We start from the raw sequence: 18,074 nt of genomic DNA, 5'->3' as shown, positions 1-18,074 counted from the left end.
ATAGTGAAATGACGAATAAACCAACAAAAGTAACGCTCACTTTTGACAACGGAAGTGACCCTATCGAGCTACCAATTCTCTCAGGCAACTTGGGCGTGGATGTGATTGATATTCGTAGCCTTGGCAAGCATGGTGTCTTCACCTATGACCCGGGCTTTCTATCAACCGCTTCTTGTAGCTCAGACATTACTTTTATTGATGGCGAAAAAGGTCTACTTTACTATCGTGGTTACCCAATTGAACAGTTAGCCAAACACTGTAGTTTCATGGAAGTTTCTTACTTGTTGATTCACGGCGAATTACCAAGCGAAGCACAAAAAAATACGTTCACCACAACAGTGCATCAACACACGATGTTGCACGATCAGCTCACTAAAGTTTTTACAGGCTTTAGACGTGACGCCCATCCAATGGCGGTCATGGTCGGGGTGGTTGGCTCAATGTCAGCATTCTATGGTGAATCATCTGACATCCATGATGCCAAAATGCGTGAAATTACCGCTTATCGTTTGCTTGCAAAAGTACCAACGATTGCCGCTTGGAGCTACAAGTACAACATTGGTGAGCCGTTCATGTACCCACAGAACAAACTCGATTATGCAGCGAATTTTATGCATATGATGTTTGCAACGCCTTGCGAAGAGTACAGACCAAATCCAGTGCTGACTAAAGCCTTTGAGCGTATTTTGATTTTACATGCCGACCATGAGCAGAATGCATCGACCTCAACGGTTCGCCTTGCAGGCTCAAGTGGCGCAAATCCATTTGCTTGCATCTCTGCAGGGATTGCATCACTTTGGGGTCCTGCACACGGCGGCGCAAATGAGGCAACGCTCAATATGCTTGAAGAAATTGGTGATGTGAGTCGTATTGGTGAGTTTATTGCCCGCGCCAAAGATAAGAATGATGCGTTTCGCCTGATGGGATTTGGCCATCGCATCTACCGTAACATGGATCCACGCGCTTCTATCATGCGCGAAACATGTCATGAAGTACTTAATGAGCTTGGCTTAAATGACGACCCTATGTTTAAGCTTGCGATGGAATTAGAGAAAATTGCGCTAGAAGATGAGTATTTCGTAAGCCGTCGCTTATACCCCAACGTCGACTTCTACTCTGGCATCGTGATGCGCGCAATGGGTATTCCAAACTCAATGTTTACTGCGATTTTTGCGCTTGCGCGAACCGCTGGCTGGGTAGCACAGTGGAGTGAAATGATCTCTGATCCAGAAGGTAAGATTGGCCGTCCGCGTCAACTTTACACAGGCCAAACAAGACGTGATTTTGTACCGATTAACGAGCGGTAAGTTAGTTATATCCAAAAAAAGGCCCCTAGGGGCCTTTTTATATTCGTCAGATAAATAATTAAACTGAGAACGAAGAACCGCAACCACAAGTTGTTGTTGCATTCGGATTACGAATCACAAACTGTGAACCTTGCAGGCTATCACTATAGTCGATTTCAGCGCCCATCAAATACTGCAAACTCATTGGATCAATTAATAGTGTCACTGAGTCACGTTCAACTTGCGTGTCGTCTTCATTCACAGTTTCTTCAAATGTAAAACCATATTGAAAGCCAGAACATCCGCCGCCGCTGACAAAAACGCGCAATTTCAAATCAGGCGAACCTTCTTCTTCAATCAACTCTTTTACTTTTTTTGCCGCGTTATCAGTAAAGACTAACGGGCTTGGCATTTCAGTCACTGCATTCATCTCTGACTCCTTAATAATCACTTGTTTCCATTTAGTCCTTCTTGCAGAACTAAAAGTTGCGCGCAAATGAATACGCTAAATACTTGATATAATTACTCTACTATACACTAGAAAATTACGGCAATAAAGGCACAACATTCAGGCCTAAGCCTTCAGACAATCCAAACATGATGTTCATATTTTGAACTGCCTGGCCTGCAGCGCCCTTCACCAAATTATCAATCACCGACAAGATCACCACAGTATCACCACCTTGTGGCTGATGCACGGCAATTCTGCATTGGTTAGAACCCCTCACTGAGCGGGTTTCCGGATGACTGCCCTTAGGCAACACATCCACAAAAGCTTCATTGCAATATCTTTCTTCAAACAACTTTTGCAAATCCACAGATTTCGTCAATTTCGCATACAAGGTTGCATGAATCCCACGAATCATTGGCAATAAGTGAGGCGTAAATGTTAAGCCCACTTGCTTATTCGCCATCGCCGCTAAGCCTTGGCTAATCTCTGGTAAATGACGATGGCCTGCAACACCATAAGCCTTAAAGTTATCACCAGCCTCTGCCAACAGCGCATGCACTTCTGCTTTACGTCCTGCACCACTCACACCAGACTTAGCATCTGCAATGAGATATGTGGGGTCAATCACGCCAGCTTCAAGTAGCGGCATAAAACCAAGTTGCACAGCTGTTGGATAACAACCAGGATTAGCAACTAACCTAGCCTTGCTAATTTGCTCCCGATTAATTTCTGGCAATCCATAGACAGCTTCAGTAATTAACTCAGGGCAAGCATGCGTCATGCCATACCATTTTTCCCAAGTAGCGACATCTTTGATTCTAAAATCCGCAGCTAAGTCGATGACGCGTACATTTTTTGCAAGCAACTCTCTCGTTTGCTGCATAGCAATGCCATTCGGTGTCGCAAAGAAGACGACGTCACAGATGGATAAATCGATTTGTGCTGGGTCTGAAAACTTCAAGTCCACATAACCACGCAAGCTCGGGAACATGTCAGCCACGGCCATACCTGCCTCACCACGAGAGGTAATAACGGTCAGCGCTACGTTTGGATGGATCGCCAACAGACGCAAGAGCTCAACACCGGTATAGCCTGTGCCACCAACAATTCCTACTTTGATTTTATCCATAGTTCAAAACCATTCTTAATATTCGTTTGGCTATCGCAAAAGCCAGCAAACAGCATAGTAACAAAAAGCTAAGCTGGAAAACAAAAAAGCCGCAATTACGCGGCTTTTTTTGCTGAACGCTAAAAAATTAACGTTTAGAGAATTGTTTACGACGACGCGCTTTACGTAAACCAACTTTTTTACGCTCAACTTCACGTGCATCACGTGTCACAAAACCAGCTTTGGACAAAGCGCTCTTCAGCGCTGCATCGTAGTCAATCAAAGCACGTGTAATTCCGTGACGAACTGCACCAGCTTGGCCAGATTCACCGCCACCCACCACGTTTACCATGATGTCGAAGCTTGATTCGTTATCTGTCAAAGCAAGTGGTTGACGAAGAATCATGCGTGAAGTCACGCGTGAGAAGTATTCGTCAGCTGGCTTGTCGTTTACAACGATGTTGCCTTTACCAGATTTCAAGAAAACGCGAGCTACTGAGCTTTTACGACGGCCAGTACCATAATTATATTTACCAATCATATCGATTCCTTAAGCTTGGCTTTGGATGACTAAAGGTTGTGGCTGTTGTGCCACGTGGTCATGCTTCGCACCAGCATAGACTTTCATCTTGCGGAACATTGCATAGCCCAAAGGACCTTTTGGTAACATGCCCTTAACAGCTTTTTCCAAGGCACGGCCTGGGAAACGCTCTTGCATCTTACCGAAGTTAGTTGTTGAAATACCACCTGGATAACCAGAGTGACGATGGTACAACTTATTCAAGTCTTTCGTACCTGTCACTTTGATTTTGTCCGCATTGATCACAACGATGTAATCGCCTGTATCAACGTGCGGTGTATAAATCGTTTTATGTTTGCCACGTAAACGGTGAGCAATCTCGCTAGCCAAACGGCCTAGCACTAAATCCGTAGCATCAACTACGAACCAGTCGCGCTTTACTTCGTGCGCTTTAGCTGAAAAGGTTTTCATTGGTAAGCCAATAATCACAAAAAAAATCAAGAGGCGGATTTTATGTCAGCGCAGAGCCCTTTGTCAAACGGTATCTGTGATTCTTTTTATCTTTTTTGTATAAAAAAACTAATATAGGCACAACGCATGCCAAATTATCGATTAGAGATAGTAATTCATTAGGATACCAGCAAATATTAATGCCCCTATCCAATTGTTATGCAAAAACGCCTTAAAGCATTTACTTTCTTCACGGTTTTTAATTAACTGGTAATGGTATAGCGCCACGCCCAATGCCGCTGCTAGCCCCACATAGTATGGCCAAGCAAGACTCAAGCAATGCCCAACACATGCCATCAAAGCCAACATTGTTAAATAAAAGAACATGATGAACACCACATCAAATCGACCAAACGTAATTGCTGAAGAGCGTATTCCGATCTTTAAATCATCGCTTCTATCAACCATTGCATATTCGGTGTCATACGCCAGAGACCAGCAAATATTAGCAAGCAACATGAGCCAAGCCTCAACCGGCACCAAACCTTGAATTGCTGAGAAGGCCATTGGGATGCCGAAACCAAAAGCCACCCCTAAATAAGCCTGCGGAAGCGCAAAAAAGCGTTTCGTTAGCGGGTAACTAGCCGCTAAAAATAAAGCGGGAATAGAAAGTAAAATAGTTAGACGATTGAGCACCAGCACAAAACCAAACGCAATCAAACTTAATATCACTGCGATTACCAAGGCCTCTTTGACCCCCACTTCACCTGAAATTAAAGGGCGCTGATTGGTTCTCGCCACATGCCCGTCAAAATTTCTATCCGCAACATCATTCATCACACATCCAGCAGATCTCATTAATATCGTACCCAGGGTAAAAATACCTACGAATATCCAGTGAGGATGGCCATCAGCAGCAAGCCACAGGGCCCATAGCGTCGGCCACAGCAATAACAAAATACCAATCGGCTTATCTAAGCGCATCAGGCGTTCATAAGCATTGATTTTATTGCTGAGCGTAATTTTGTTCATTTAATTTAAACCCAATACAGCCGGTAAGAAAACCTCTGTCACCATAATCGACTGCCGCTTATAAGCACTATTTAGCTCAAATATAGAACGTCTTGCCCATAACGATGGGGGCAATGACGCGAGATTTTTTGCGGCACGCATATATAAAGCGTGGTGCTTACTAATTTTCTTGTATTGCAACGGGGTTCTTATCACGCGCGGGTCAGCAAACAAAGCTGCGCCCAATGGCCTATTGCCTAAACGGCCCAAGCCGCGCCAAACCCCTCGTAGGCTTTTATGGGGCAACACGCTATGTGCAAAGACCAACGGTTGCTGCTGATCCATCAACATCACTTCCCGCAATAATGCGTGCTGATGTGAAACCAAACCTAATAAATGCGCCTCATCTCGACAAGGCAAATCATTATGCACAGTCAAAGCCTGCACATGAAAACCTTTCGTTTTAGCTTGCAAGCGTGCAGTCAAGGAACCGCGCTCAATCAGCCACGGCCGATAGGCACCGCTGTGCATTGGTTTAGCAAGCCAGCGAGAACGCTGATAAAGAGATTGAGAACGAATTTTCACAGACAAATTATCGCACGGTTAAAATCGTATCGTTTAATCGTAGATTCATGGCTACACCTTCACCAACTCATCACCACGGCTTAACCATCTGTCCAAATGCTTTTGTGCTTCAACCGGATGGCGCTTGAGCAATTCATCCGCAACGGCTTGGGCTTGCTCCAGCAAGTCTGCATCGCGCTCTAAATCAGCGATTTTAAGCATAGGCGTACCGCTTTGACGAATCCCCAAAAACTCTCCGGGGCCGCGCAAGTGCAAATCCGCCTGTGCAATTTCAAAGCCATCACTACTTTCATAAATAATTTTAAGTCGCGCGCGCGCAGTTTCAGAAAGCGGGGTTTGGTAGATCAGGATACAAGCACTCTTTGCAGCGCCACGGCCGACGCGGCCACGTAACTGATGGAGTTGGCTCAACCCCATGCGTTCGGCGTGCTCAATGACCATTAAACTCGCATTAGGCACATCCACACCCACCTCAATGACTGTCGTTGCCACTAACAGCTGAATATCTCCCGCGCTAAACTCCGCCATCACACTTTGCTTCTCAGCTGATTTCATGCGGCCATGTACTAACCCCACTCGCAAATCTGGGAAGGTTTGTTGTAAATGCTCAAAAGTATCCAAAGCCGTTTGAAGCTGCAACACCTCGGACTCTTCAATAAGCGGACAGACCCAATAAGCCTGTGCGCCTTGGCTGCAAGCTGCTCTGACCCGCTCAACTATTTCATCACGCCTCGCATCAGAAACTAATTTAGTAGCAATCGGGGTGCGCCCTGGCGGCAACTCATCAATGACAGACACATCCAAATCCGCAAAATAGCTCATCGACAAGGTACGGGGAATAGGCGTGGCAGACATCATGAGCTGATGCGGCGCACTCACTTCATCACTCTGCCCTTTTTGACGCAAGGAGAGTCGCTGCTCAACACCGAAGCGATGTTGCTCATCCACCACCACCAAGCCTAATTGATTAAATTGCACTTGTGCTTGAAATAAAGCATGGGTACCAATCGCCAAGCGCGCATCTCCACTCGCAATAGCCGCCAAAGAAGCTGTTCTATCTTTCTTACCTTGGCTACCAGAAAGCCACGCCACTTGGATGTCCAAAGGTGCAAGCCAATGCAGCATTTTTTGATAATGCTGCTCCGCTAAAATTTCAGTCGGCGCCATGATGGCAGCCTGATAACCATTCTCAATCGCCTGCAAAGCCGCCAACATCGCAACAATCGTTTTACCACTGCCCACATCGCCTTGTAACAAGCGTTGCATTGGGTAAGGACGACTCAGGTCTTGGCTAATCTCTTTGACGACTCTTTGCTGTGCGCCCGTTAGACCAAAAGGCAATGTGCTGAGCAATTGTGGAATTAAATTGGTCGATAATTTCAACACTGGTGCGCCAAGCTCACGCCTTTTGGCGTAATGCTGCCGCATAGAAAGCTGCTGCGAAATCAACTCGTCAAAGGCTAAACGACGCCACTCAAGATTTGAGCGATTTTCCATCGCCTGTAAATTCGCTTCTGGTGGTGGATTATGGAGGTACTGCAAACTTGCCTGAAAACTTGGCGTTTGTTTGGCATACGTCTCTTTTGGCAACGTTTCACTGACATCGCCGTTATTCAATGCCCAAGTCACCCATTTACGAATGCTGGGCTGACTTAGGCCAGCGGTTGTCGGATAAACTGGCGTGAGTGTTTGTTTAACGGCAGTAGTCTCGCGCACGGCGCGCGTCTGCGGATGCACCATCTCATAGCCGAAGTAGCCATGACGCACCTCACCTAAAGCACGAACACGCGTACCCTCTTTAAGGGCAGCAATTTGGCTTGGATAAAAATTCAGAAACCGTAAAAAGATATCGCCCGTGCCATCAGACAAACGAGCTATTAAAGACTTGCGTGGTTTATAACTCACTTCAAGATGAATAATTTCACCTTCAACTTGCGCTTGCTCACCCATGCGCAGCTCGCGCACCTCACTAATGTGAGTTTCATCCACATATCGTAGTGGCATATGGAGCAACAACCCCTGCACATCGTGTATACCTAGCTTGTGCAAGCCCGATAGCACGGGCTTGGTAATGCCTTTGATGTCAGCGAGTTTGGTCAAGCCAGCTTGCGTTAGTTAAGCGTTAAGCTCAATCACGCCGTCCGCCTCAACCAAGGCGCCACGAGGCAATGAGGCAACACCAACTGCTGCACGTGCAGGGTAAGGCTGCGTAAAGTATTCAGCCATGATGGTGTTTACCAAAGCGAAATTTGAAAGGTCAATTAAGAAAACATTCAATTTCACCACATCCGCTAGCGAACCGCCTGAAGCTTCAGCAACCGCTTTCAGATTAGTAAATACACGATGCACTTGCGCTTCAATACCATCCACCATTTCCATAGAAGTTGGATCCAAGCCAATTTGGCCAGATAGATAGACGGTGTTGCCCACTTTAACGGCTTGTGAATAAGTCCCAATTGCTTGAGGTGCGCCATCGGTATGAATAATTTGCTTGCTCATTACTTTTTTCCTAAATATCAGTGATTAAAAATTGAATCTTTATTTGCGTAGCGTTAATTACGATTGATGGCAGCCAGCACGTCTTGCTCATTGCTCGCCAAATGCGCATCTTTAGGTGGCAACACATCCGCCACAATTTCCAATTTCTTCCATGGAGCATCTGGTGTTGCACATTGCGCTTTTGGCACAAAAGCGGACTCTTCAACCAAGGCCATTTTATGAATATATCGTGGGCAATTTGGGAATGTCTCACGGACTGCAACACGAACCACCAACACAGCCTCTGGCCAATGAGAAAGCAAAGGATCATTTTGCGTGATGCTTGCAACACCGTTCACGCGAACACGGGCTTGTTTATTAAAATCCACAAACAACAAACCAACTTGACCATTCACCAGCACATTACCAGCGGACATAAACATACCGTTACCGTCATAAATTGGAAATGCGAGCGTCGTAGGATCAACTACTTTAACGAGACCTTTTTGACCGCCCTTATAAGAACAGTTCGCTTGGCCTTTGTCATCAACCGTTGCAAGGAAGAACATGTTTTGTGCTTCAATAAACTCTGCATCTAGCGGATTGATTTCTGGAGCGATTATCCCTGCTTGCAATCTATCTGCCAAAGGCATGGTTTCAAATGTCTCTTGAAGCTGACGCTGACCTTGATTGAAATACTCACTCATGACTTTCCCTTTCACTTTGCATTGATGGGGCAAACATCAACGATATGCTTATTGCGCCCTTTGTTCAGCGCCTGTTCCTTTGGTGCGATTCATGCGGACAACATCTGGGATCTTACGTAACCGGCGCATCAAGTCCGCCAAATGCACACGATCTTGCACCTGTACGGTAAATAAAATATTGGTATAAGTGCTGTTGTCTGACTCTTCCATACTGATGTTATCAATATTTGAGTTTGCATCTGCAATCGCAGAAGCAATGGTCGCCAACATCCCGGGCTTATTGGCCGCTGCAATTTTCAAGTTCACCTTAAATAAGCGATTACCCTGAGGATCCCATTCAACATCCAGCCATTTATCAGGATCTACGCGGAATTTACGAATAGAAGGACAATCATGGGTATGAATAACTAAGCCTCTGTCTTTGTTAATAAAGCCCAGAATTGGATCGCCAGGAATCGGACGGCAACATTGCGCAAACTGCACCGCCATGCCTTCTGAACCGCGAATCGTAATGGTACCCAATGGTTTATTAGGATGTTTTGCATGGCGCTCGCCGTGCTCCTCACCCATTGCAATCAGCTGGTGGGCCACCATGACATTCAGTCGTTTTCCTAAGCCAATGTCGGTCAAAATTTCTTCTTTGTTTTTCGCACCATAATCTCGCAATAGCTTTTGCCATTGCGATTCATCAATTTTGCTCGCATCCGTGTGCAAGGCACGAAGTGCTTGGTTAAGCATACGCTCACCCAAATGCGCTGACTCCGTTGATTGCATAGACTTCAAGAAATGACGAATATGCGCACGGGCTTTTCCGGACACTACGTAGTTAAGCCAAGCTGGGTTGGGATGGGCGTGTGCTGCGGTAATAATCTCAACATGGTCACCATTTCTAAGCTCTGACCTTAACGGCGCTAACTCTTGATTGATTTTCACCGCGACACAGCGATTGCCAATATCGGTATGCACTGCATAAGCAAAGTCGACAGCTGTTGCGCCCTTAGAAAGTGCAAGAATCTTGCCTTTCGGGGTAAACACATAAACTTCATCTGGGAATAAATCGACCTTGAGATGCTCTAAAAACTCTAATGAATCGGCGCTTTCAGATTGGATATCCAGCAAACGTTGTAACCACTGATGGGTTTGTTGTTGCATCGCGGTGAAGTCTGCATCCGTTGTTTTGTATAGCCAATGCGCTGCAACACCAGCATCGGCGATGTTATGCATTTCTTGGCTACGAATTTGTATTTCAATCGGCGTACCAAATGGGCCGAATAACGTCGTATGTAATGACTGATAGCCATTGGCTTTAGGAATCGCAATGTAATCTTTAAACTTACCAGGAATCGGCTTATATAAACCATGCAAAACACCTAATACCGCATAACAAGACGGTAAGTCTTTAACGATGAGACGAAAGCCGTAAATATCGAAAATCTGTGAAAAAGCGATGGTTTTACCCGTCATCTTTTTATAAATGCTATACAGATGTTTTTCACGCCCCGAAACATCTGCTTCAATTTTCATCTCTGCTAGACGACCTTTTATCGCATCTAGGATTTTTCCAACAACTTCTTTGCGATTGCCACGGGCTGCCAATATCGCTTTAGAAAGCACCTCATAACGCATCGGGTAATGATTTTTAAAGCTCAAATCTTCAAGCTCTTGGTAAATCTCATTCAAGCCTAAACGGTTTGCGATCGGGGCATAGATTTCTAAGGTTTCACGTGCGATACGGCGACGCTTATCTGGCTTCATCACGTCTAAGGTTTGCATGTTATGCAAACGATCAGCCAGCTTCACCAAAATCACACGCACATCTTGTGACATAGCGAGGAGCATTTTCCGGAAATTTTCAGCCTGGGCTTCTGTGGCGCTTTGAAACTCGATTTTGTCTAGTTTGGATAAGCCGTCGACAAGCTCGGCTACTTGCGTGCCAAACTTCTCGCTGACTTCTTCTTTGGTAATCCCAGTATCTTCAACCACATCATGGAGAAGCGCCGCAATAATAGTGGGCGTATCAAGGTGCAAGCCAGCTAATATCAATGCGACTGAGACAGGATGGGTGATATAAGGCTCACCGCTTTTACGTATTTGGCCTTGGTGTGCTGCATCGCCAAAGCGATAGGCTTCCCAAACTTGCTCGATATCTGAAGGTTTAAGGTATTTCTTGAGGGCTAACGTGAGTTGCGAATCTTCACGATCCGCGGGTAACAACGGCGCAGCAGGTTTTAGGAAGTCTGCCGCGCGTTTTCCTGCATGATGATTTTTATCATTAGGCATGTCAGGCTATCTACAACACATGAAGATAACCGTGAATTAAGCGTGGCCGCGATTAAGTACTTCCAAGCCAACTTTACCTGCGGCAATTTCACGCAAAGCTAATACTGTTGGTTTGTCTTTTTGGCCATAAGTAGTTACCAAAGGCTCTGAACCGTTTGCTAATTGACGCGCGCGAAAAGCTGCAACTAAAGTCAATTGAAAGCGGTTTGGGATTTTTTCTAGACAATCATCTACTGTCATTCTAGCCATGGTAATACTCCTGAATTTAGTAAGAAACTTATACGAGACCTTTAACTAACGCTGCATGACGCGCCAATTGGGCATTACATTTGAGTCGCTGAGCACGGACAATCGATACTAAATCTTGCAATGACTTCTCAAATTTGTCGTTGATTGTAACATAGTCGAACTCACCCACGTGGCTCATCTCTTCACGGGCCGCAGCTAATCGCTTAAGAATCACCTCTTCGCTATCTTGGCCTCTGCCACGTAAGCGTGATTCAAGTTCAGGGATTGATGGGGGCAAGATAAAAATACTAATCGCTTCTGAGTAAAGTTTCCGCACCTGGGCTGCACCCTGCCAGTCAATTTCCAAGATTAAATCATTGCCAGATGCCAGCGCTTCATCAACCCGCGTTTGAGAGGTGCCGTAACGCGCACCATGCACATGGGCACTTTCTAAAAAGTCGCCTTCTCCTAACATGCTCAAAAACGTCGCCTCTTCTACAAAATGATAGTGCTCACCATTCACCTCGCCTGGACGGGGCTGGCGTGTCGTGTAAGAGATAGAAAGTTTGATTTGCGAGTCCGCTGCGAGAAGCGCACGTACTAAGCTAGTTTTACCCGCACCTGATGCGGCTGTAATAATAAATAAGTTACCTGACATAAGACTGCCTCTAATTACTCTATATTCTGAATTTGTTCACGCATCTGCTCAATCAATACCTTCAAGCTCATTGAAGCTTGCGATACTTCTGTTGATACCGATTTTGAGCCCAAAGTATTGGCCTCACGGTTAAGCTCTTGCATCAAGAAATCTAAACGTTTACCAGCCGCTTGGTCGGCATCCAAAATACGTTTCACTTCGCTAATGTGTGCTGTCAGTCTTGTCAGCTCTTCATCGACATCAATTTTCTGTGCAAACAAGACCAGCTCTTGACGCACGCGATCTTCATCAACGCCACTTAAAGCCTCTTGAAGTTTTGCCGTCAGCTTCTCTTGATAAGCCTTTACTTGAAGCGGTAATAATGGCTTCACCGTCGCCACTATTTTCTCGGCATCGGCTAAACGCTCAAGAATTAATGCCTTCATCTTTGCACCTTCGCGGGCACGAGACGCAGTCATGTCTTCTAAAATTTGCTTGAGACTGCTTTTGATATCCTCAGCCAACTGGTCATTATCAGCCTGCTGATTTTGCACGACCCCTGGCCAATGAAGAATCTCCGAGACGGAAAGTGCTTGGCTACTTGGGAAACGCTTTTGAATTTGATCTGCCACTGCAGATAAGTTAGTCAGCACGTCCTCATCTAAAGACAATGCTTTATCAGCTGCTCCACGCTGCATAAGACTCATGCGACATTCCACTTTGCCGCGACCCAATTTTGCTGAAATCATTTCACGCACTAATGGCTCAAAGCTACGCAAATGCTCATCAAGCTTCATATGAAGCTCTAAATAACGATGGTTAACTGAGCGAAGCTCAACCACTAAAACGCCATTTGCCATCTGTCTTTCGATCGAGGCAAATCCAGTCATGCTATAAATCATTGCGTGTGATTCCTTTTAAGAGTCTAGATGGTATCAAATCTGGTCCCCTTCATGCCATGAATAACAAGATATTTCTGGCTTATAATAGCGGCTTCAAGAAAAACAAATTTTTAGGAAACACGATGTCTGCCAATACTTCACGCCCAAGCGGCCGAGCGAATGACCAATTACGCACTGTTGAGATTATTCGCAATTACACCAAGCATGCCGAAGGCAGTGTATTAGTAAAGTTTGGTGACACGCATGTGCTCTGCACTGCAAGCGTCGAAGAAAAAGTGCCTGGCTTTTTAAAAGGCAAGGGCCAAGGCTGGGTGACGGCTGAGTACGGTATGTTGCCTCGCTCTACAGGTAGTCGCATGGATAGAGAAGCGGCGCGCGGCAAACAATCTGGGCGTACACAAGAGATTCAACGTTTAATTGGCCGCAGCTTACGTGCCATCATTGATTTAGAAAAGCTAGGCGAGCGTAGCATTCAAATTGATTGTGACGTTATTCAAGCTGACGGCGGTACTCGCACGGCTAGTATTACTGGTGCTTATGTTGCCCTACAGGATGCGATTTCATACCTGATGAACAAAGAACTCATCAAAGAATCTCCACTAAAAGATTCCGTCGCTGCGATTTCGGTTGGTGTTTATAAAGGCACCCCTGTCCTTGATCTTGATTACATCGAAGACTCAGACTGCGACACTGATATGAATGTCGTTATGACAGGCAAAGGTGGTTTTGTAGAAATCCAAGGCACCGCTGAAGGTGAACCATTTAGCCATGACGACATGACCGCAATGTTGAGTCTTGCGAATGCCGGCATCAAAGAACTCTGCATCAAGCAAAAGCAATCACTAGGCCTGTAATGCAATTACCTTTCAACCAACTCGTCATTGCATCAGGCAACAAGGGCAAGCTCAAAGAGCTTACGCACTTGCTTGCGCCGCTTGGTTTAGAAATCATCCCGCAAGCTTCATTGAATGTGCCCGAGGCCGAAGAGCCACATGTCACTTTTATTGAGAATGCATTAGCAAAAGCCCGCCATGCCAGCAAAATAACAGGCTTACCAGCCTTGGCGGATGATTCTGGTTTATGTGTTGATGCACTTCAAGGTGCGCCAGGTGTCATTTCTGCAAGATATGCGTGCGAGACTGCTGAGACGCCAAAATCAGACGCACGCAATAATGAAAAGTTATTAGCGGTCATGGCAGGTGAAAAGAATCGTCATGCGCATTTTTATTGTGTCATTGTGCTCGTTCGTCATGAGCACGACCCCGAGCCAATAATTGCTGAAGGCATTTGGGCGGGCGAGATTTTAAGCGCGCTAAAAGGTGATGATGGATTTGGCTATGACCCACTATTCCTTGATGCTAAAACGGGTAAAACAGTGGCTGAACTTCCGCTTGAGATTAAAAGTCGCATCAGTCATCGCGGCCATGCGATGACCAAACTACTGCAAAAGCTAGAAAGACTTTCTTCATGAGCGACGCGAACAAATCTCACTGGCCCAAATGGGTGCGCGATGACAAGACGGTTGTCTCATGCACTGAAAAAGTGAAGGTCATGACCGAAAACTTTGATGAGCTAAAACAAATAGCGCAGGATGCGCTTGAAGACGGTTTGCTCATGGAAGTGTCTGAAGCGCAAATGCGCGAAGCCTTGCACGCGCTGGTGGATAGCCTCATTAATCCTTACCCAAATAACGATTCAAATTAAGCGTAGCAATCAATGATTCCTATCATTCCGATTGAAAATGTTATCTCTCCCAATACTGAAGCGCCTTTAGCTGGAAGCAACACCGTCTCAGGCCTAAAGAACCCGCCGCCGCTATCTCTTTACATTCATATTCCGTGGTGTGTACGTAAATGTCCTTATTGTGATTTTAACTCCCACGAAAATAAGCATAACTTCTCAGAAGATGTTTATGTGGATGCCTTAATTGCAGATTTAGAACAAGCCACGCCTTTGGTTTGGGGAAGAAAAATACGTAGTGTATTTTTTGGGGGCGGTACGCCGAGCCTATTTTCCGCGGCAGCAATCGATCGAATTTTAAGCCACGTTCGAATGCTCACCCCACTGGAATACGATGCGGAAATTACCTTAGAAGCTAATCCAGGAACGGCCGATGCAGGCAACTTTGCGGGCTACAAACAAGCTGGCGTTAATCGACTCTCTATCGGCATCCAAAGTTTTGATGATCGCTATTTAACAGCGCTAGGCAGAATTCATAATCAAGAAGAGGCGATTAAAGCCGCCGAGTTAGCGCTTGCTACCTTTGATAGCGTTAATTTAGACGTAATGTATGCTTTACCAAATCAAAGCCTAGAGGACGCACTAAACGACGCAAAACGCGCGTGCGCTTTGAATCCAAACCATCTTTCTTTCTACCACCTCACCTTAGAACCCAACACGCCATTTCACCGCACGCCGCCAAGCCTTCCAGATGATGACACTAGCGCGTTGATGCAAGAACAGATTGAGCTGGTTTTAAAATCTAATGGATATGAGCATTACGAAACCTCAGGCTTTGCTAAACCCGGAAAACAATGTCGGCACAATCTCAACTATTGGACCTTTGGTGACTATCTAGGGATAGGTGCTGGCGCGCACAGCAAATTAAGCTTTCACGACAAAATCATTAGGCAGACACGCCACAAACATCCAAACCGTTACTTAGAACATGCGGTGAAAGGGGAAGCTGTCGATCATGAATGGATCATTCCGCGCGAGGAATTAGGCTTTGAATTCATGATGAATGCATTGCGTTTAACAGATGGCGTACCTTTAAGTTTGCTGGTGCAGCGTACTGGACTAAGTAGTAACGCACTTGCCCACCAACTGAGCGAAGCAGAAAAAAAAGGATTACTCACGCAATCCCTAGATGCCCAAAACAAAGTCCTCATTCAACCCACATTCATGGGCCAACGGTTTCTTAACGAATTATTACAGCTCTTTCTTTAAGCAGCTAACACCTTACGTGCACGGGCAATAGCTTGTTTCACCTGTGCTGGTGCGGTGCCACCAACATGGTTACGACTCGCCAATGAGCCTTCTAGGGTTAAAACCTGATAAACATCTTCTGAGATTTGCGCACTAAATTTTTGCAATTCAGCTAGTGGCAAATCAGATAAGTCACAGCCCTTATCAACGGCATGGCGAACCGCCAAAGCCACCACTTCATGCGCATCACGGAACGGCGTACCTTTCTTAACAAGGTAATCAGCCAAATCCGTCGCTGTCGCGAAACCTTCTGTTGCAGCCTTTCGCATCGCTTCTTTATTCACTTTAATGCCACGCAACATATCCGCGTATATTTCCAAGGTCACTAATAAGGTATCCGCAGTATCAAACAGCGGCTCTTTATCTTCTTGGTTATCTTTGTTGTAAGCAAGCGGCTGACTCTTCATGAGCGTGAGAAGCGCCATCAAATGACCTGTCACGCGCCCAGTTTTACCGCGAACCAACTCAGGCACATCAGGATTTTTTTTCTGCGGCATTATGGATGAGCCAGTGCAGAAACGATCGGCAATATCCACAAAAGCAAATCTTGGGCTTGACCACAAAATCAGCTCTTCTGAAAAACGTGAAAGATGCGTCATGACCAAAGCCGCTGCAGCTGTGAATTCAATCGCAAAGTCACGATCTGAAACAGCATCGAGTGAGTTTTCGCAAACGCCATCAAAACCTAATTCTTTCGCGACCATTTCACGGTCAATCGGATAACTAGTACCAGCTAAAGCAGCAGCGCCCAATGGTAAACGATTAATCCGTTTACGTGCATCGGAAAATCTCGCTGCGTCGCGTTGCAACATTTCAAAGTAAGCCAACAGGTGATGACCAAACGTGACTGGCTGAGCAACCTGAAGATGGGTAAAGCCGGGCATCGCGGTATCAAAATGCGCTTCGGCTAAATCAACAATCGAGTTTTGCAACTTGCGAATGCCAGCAATGACATCGTCAGCCACCGCGCGCAACCAAAGACGAACATCGGTTGACACCTGATCGTTACGACTTCTTCCAGTATGAAGGCGCTTGCCTGCGTCTCCGATTTTATCGGTGAGGCGCTTTTCAATATTCAGATGCACATCCTCTAAATCTAGGCGCCATTCGAATTGACCCGCTTCGATTTCTTGCAGGATTTCATTCAAACCCTGCGCAATTTTAGCGACATCTTCTTGGCTAATAATGCCTTGCGCACCGAGCATTTTTGAATGGGCTAATGAGCCTTGGATATCAAAGGTTGCGAGGCGTTTATCAAAGTCGACAGAGGCTGTGTAACGTTTCACCAATTCTGAGACCGGCTCATTAAAACGACCCGACCAAACTTTATCTGTATTTGACTTAGCTAAATCTGATTTATCTTGCATGCTGTAAGACGCTTATCTGTAATGAATTTATGTAGTAAGTATAAAGCAAAACATCATTTTTTCTATGTCATCCTTTGCAACAAGCCAAGCGTCAGCGGTATGTTAAAATCAGTAAAACTTCTGTTAATAGATTTGATTGCATGAACACACCACCTAAAAAAATCGTCATCGCCTCACGCGAAAGCGCCCTCGCAATGTGGCAAGCCAAACATATTCAAAGCCGATTACAAGCCCTTTATCCAACCAGTACCGTTGAGATTTTGGGCATGACGACCACGGGCGATCAAATTCTAGATTCCCCACTCGCCCGAATTGGTGGCAAGGGTTTGTTTGTGAAAGAGCTTGAGCAAGCGTTAGCAGATGGACGTGCGGATTTAGCGGTGCACTCAATGAAAGATGTGCCCATGAATTTGCCAGATGGATTTGCCATGGCAGCCATTGGTGAGCGCGAAGATGCACGCGATGCTTTTGTTTCTAATGATTTTGACAGCTTAGCCGCATTGCCTGACGGCAGCATTGTGGGCACTTCAAGCTTGCGCCGCCAAAGCCAATTGCAAGCGCGCTTTCCCAATTTAAAAATTGAATCACTACGCGGTAATTTACAAACACGTTTGCGCAAACTAGATGAGGGGCAATATGCGGCAATTATTCTTGCAGCAGCGGGCTTAATTCGTCTAGGCTTGGAATCTCGCATTCGCGAACTCATCTCACCACAAGACAGCATTCCTGCGGTTGGTCAAGGCGCGCTGGGGATTGAGATTAATGCAAGTCGCACGGATATGATAGCTGTGCTTGCACCTCTTAATCATCCAGCCACTGCAGCTTGTGTAGAGGCGGAGCGTGGCATGAGCCGTGCGCTCGCTGGAAGTTGCACCGTACCAATCGGCGCTTATGCACAAATGAAAGACAACAGCATTACCATGACAGGCTTTGTGGCGAGCGTCGATGGTAAAGAAATGGTCAAAGAGAAAGTCACGGGCAGCATCGAAAATCCTGAAAAATTGGGTCAGTTACTCGCTGAAAAATTGGTTGCCTTGGGTGCAAATCGTATTCTTGCCACATTAGATACTCATTAA

The 18,074-nt window shown here is 45.8% G+C and carries 20 protein-coding genes; 6 read left to right on the top strand and 14 right to left on the bottom strand.

Translation table 11 applies throughout. The annotated features are described in order from the left end of the window. Positions 1–8 precede the first annotated feature (8 nt). The gene (gltA, locus tag BN1209_RS00210) at positions 9–1,307 is read left to right on the top strand and encodes a citrate synthase (RefSeq protein ID WP_045750441.1); all 1,299 of its coding nucleotides are present in this window, start codon (positions 9–11) and stop codon (positions 1,305–1,307) included. Between the two features lie 58 nt (positions 1,308–1,365). On the opposite strand, the gene erpA is transcribed toward gltA, so the two are convergent. From erpA to BN1209_RS00145, 13 genes are all read right to left on the bottom strand, one after another. Then, positions 1,366–1,716 carry an iron-sulfur cluster insertion protein ErpA gene (erpA, locus tag BN1209_RS00205; RefSeq protein ID WP_045750440.1) on the bottom strand — a complete coding sequence of 117 codons (351 nt, stop codon included), beginning with the start codon at positions 1,714–1,716 and terminating at the stop codon, positions 1,366–1,368. 115 nt (positions 1,717–1,831) lie between these two features. After that, complete coding sequence (argC, locus tag BN1209_RS00200) at positions 1,832–2,866, bottom strand: N-acetyl-gamma-glutamyl-phosphate reductase (RefSeq protein WP_045750439.1); 1,035 nt, start codon at positions 2,864–2,866, stop codon at positions 1,832–1,834. A 127-nt stretch (positions 2,867–2,993) separates the two neighbouring features. Next, the gene (rpsI, locus tag BN1209_RS00195) at positions 2,994–3,386 is read right to left on the bottom strand and encodes a 30S ribosomal protein S9 (RefSeq protein ID WP_045750438.1); all 393 of its coding nucleotides are present in this window, start codon (positions 3,384–3,386) and stop codon (positions 2,994–2,996) included. A 9-nt stretch (positions 3,387–3,395) separates the two neighbouring features. After that, a complete protein-coding gene (gene rplM, locus BN1209_RS00190) occupies positions 3,396–3,836 on the bottom strand; it encodes a 50S ribosomal protein L13 (protein WP_045751851.1) in 441 nt (146 codons plus the stop codon). 141 nt (positions 3,837–3,977) lie between these two features. Further along, the gene (gene ubiA, locus BN1209_RS00185; protein ID WP_420885814.1) at positions 3,978–4,847 is read right to left on the bottom strand and encodes a 4-hydroxybenzoate octaprenyltransferase; all 870 of its coding nucleotides are present in this window, start codon (positions 4,845–4,847) and stop codon (positions 3,978–3,980) included. Beyond that, positions 4,848–5,411, bottom strand: coding sequence for a chorismate--pyruvate lyase family protein (locus tag BN1209_RS00180; protein WP_231855131.1), 564 nt, complete (start codon positions 5,409–5,411; stop codon positions 4,848–4,850). Between the two features lie 51 nt (positions 5,412–5,462). Then, positions 5,463–7,511 (bottom strand): ATP-dependent DNA helicase RecG, encoded by a 2,049-nt coding sequence (gene recG / locus BN1209_RS00175; RefSeq protein WP_045750437.1) that lies wholly within the window; start codon positions 7,509–7,511, stop codon positions 5,463–5,465. 15 nt (positions 7,512–7,526) lie between these two features. Beyond that, the gene (locus BN1209_RS00170) at positions 7,527–7,910 is read right to left on the bottom strand and encodes a RidA family protein (RefSeq protein WP_045750436.1); all 384 of its coding nucleotides are present in this window, start codon (positions 7,908–7,910) and stop codon (positions 7,527–7,529) included. Positions 7,911–7,963: 53 nt separating this feature from the next. Further along, positions 7,964–8,596: a pyridoxamine 5'-phosphate oxidase family protein gene (locus BN1209_RS00165; RefSeq protein WP_045750435.1), complete on the bottom strand. Its 633-nt coding sequence runs from the start codon at positions 8,594–8,596 to the stop codon at positions 7,964–7,966. Between the two features lie 48 nt (positions 8,597–8,644). After that, on the bottom strand, positions 8,645–10,876 hold the full coding sequence (locus BN1209_RS00160; RefSeq protein WP_045750434.1) for a RelA/SpoT family protein: 2,232 nt from the start codon (positions 10,874–10,876) through the stop codon (positions 8,645–8,647). Positions 10,877–10,912: 36 nt separating this feature from the next. Further along, complete coding sequence (rpoZ, locus tag BN1209_RS00155) at positions 10,913–11,125, bottom strand: DNA-directed RNA polymerase subunit omega (protein WP_045750433.1); 213 nt, start codon at positions 11,123–11,125, stop codon at positions 10,913–10,915. A gap of 28 nt (positions 11,126–11,153) precedes the next feature. Continuing rightward, positions 11,154–11,762 carry a guanylate kinase gene (gene gmk / locus BN1209_RS00150; protein ID WP_045750432.1) on the bottom strand — a complete coding sequence of 203 codons (609 nt, stop codon included), beginning with the start codon at positions 11,760–11,762 and terminating at the stop codon, positions 11,154–11,156. A 14-nt stretch (positions 11,763–11,776) separates the two neighbouring features. Beyond that, positions 11,777–12,643, bottom strand: coding sequence for a YicC/YloC family endoribonuclease (locus tag BN1209_RS00145; protein ID WP_045750431.1), 867 nt, complete (start codon positions 12,641–12,643; stop codon positions 11,777–11,779). Between the two features lie 122 nt (positions 12,644–12,765). On the opposite strand from BN1209_RS00145, the gene rph reads away from it, so the two are divergent. From rph to hemW, 4 genes are read left to right on the top strand one after another with little or no spacing between them, the layout of a single operon-like run. Beyond that, complete coding sequence (gene rph / locus BN1209_RS00140; RefSeq protein WP_045751848.1) at positions 12,766–13,497, top strand: ribonuclease PH; 732 nt, start codon at positions 12,766–12,768, stop codon at positions 13,495–13,497. Beyond that, on the top strand, positions 13,497–14,114 hold the full coding sequence (gene rdgB, locus BN1209_RS00135) for an RdgB/HAM1 family non-canonical purine NTP pyrophosphatase (RefSeq protein ID WP_045750430.1): 618 nt from the start codon (positions 13,497–13,499) through the stop codon (positions 14,112–14,114). Before rph ends, rdgB begins: the two co-directional genes overlap by 1 nt. Continuing rightward, positions 14,111–14,347 (top strand): hypothetical protein, encoded by a 237-nt coding sequence (locus tag BN1209_RS00130; protein WP_045750429.1) that lies wholly within the window; start codon positions 14,111–14,113, stop codon positions 14,345–14,347. The genes rdgB and BN1209_RS00130 overlap by 4 nt, the downstream gene beginning before the upstream one ends. A gap of 12 nt (positions 14,348–14,359) precedes the next feature. After that, the gene (hemW, locus tag BN1209_RS00125; protein WP_045750428.1) at positions 14,360–15,592 is read left to right on the top strand and encodes a radical SAM family heme chaperone HemW; all 1,233 of its coding nucleotides are present in this window, start codon (positions 14,360–14,362) and stop codon (positions 15,590–15,592) included. Here hemW and argH read toward each other — a convergent pair. Continuing rightward, entirely contained in the window at positions 15,589–16,998 is a 1,410-nt protein-coding gene (argH, locus tag BN1209_RS00120; RefSeq protein WP_045750427.1) for an argininosuccinate lyase, read from the bottom strand. The two genes, hemW and argH, sit on opposite strands and share 4 nt — an antisense overlap. Before the next feature lie 140 nt (positions 16,999–17,138). On the opposite strand from argH, the gene hemC reads away from it, so the two are divergent. After that, a complete protein-coding gene (hemC, locus tag BN1209_RS00115) occupies positions 17,139–18,074 on the top strand; it encodes a hydroxymethylbilane synthase (protein ID WP_045751847.1) in 936 nt (311 codons plus the stop codon).

The sequence above is a fragment of the Candidatus Methylopumilus turicensis genome (assembly GCF_000953015.1).
GTDB classification, from domain to species: Bacteria; Pseudomonadota; Gammaproteobacteria; order Burkholderiales; family Methylophilaceae; genus Methylopumilus_A; species Methylopumilus_A turicensis.
Note: the sequence above shows the minus strand (reverse complement) of the source record. Positions and strands in the feature narration are given on the sequence as shown.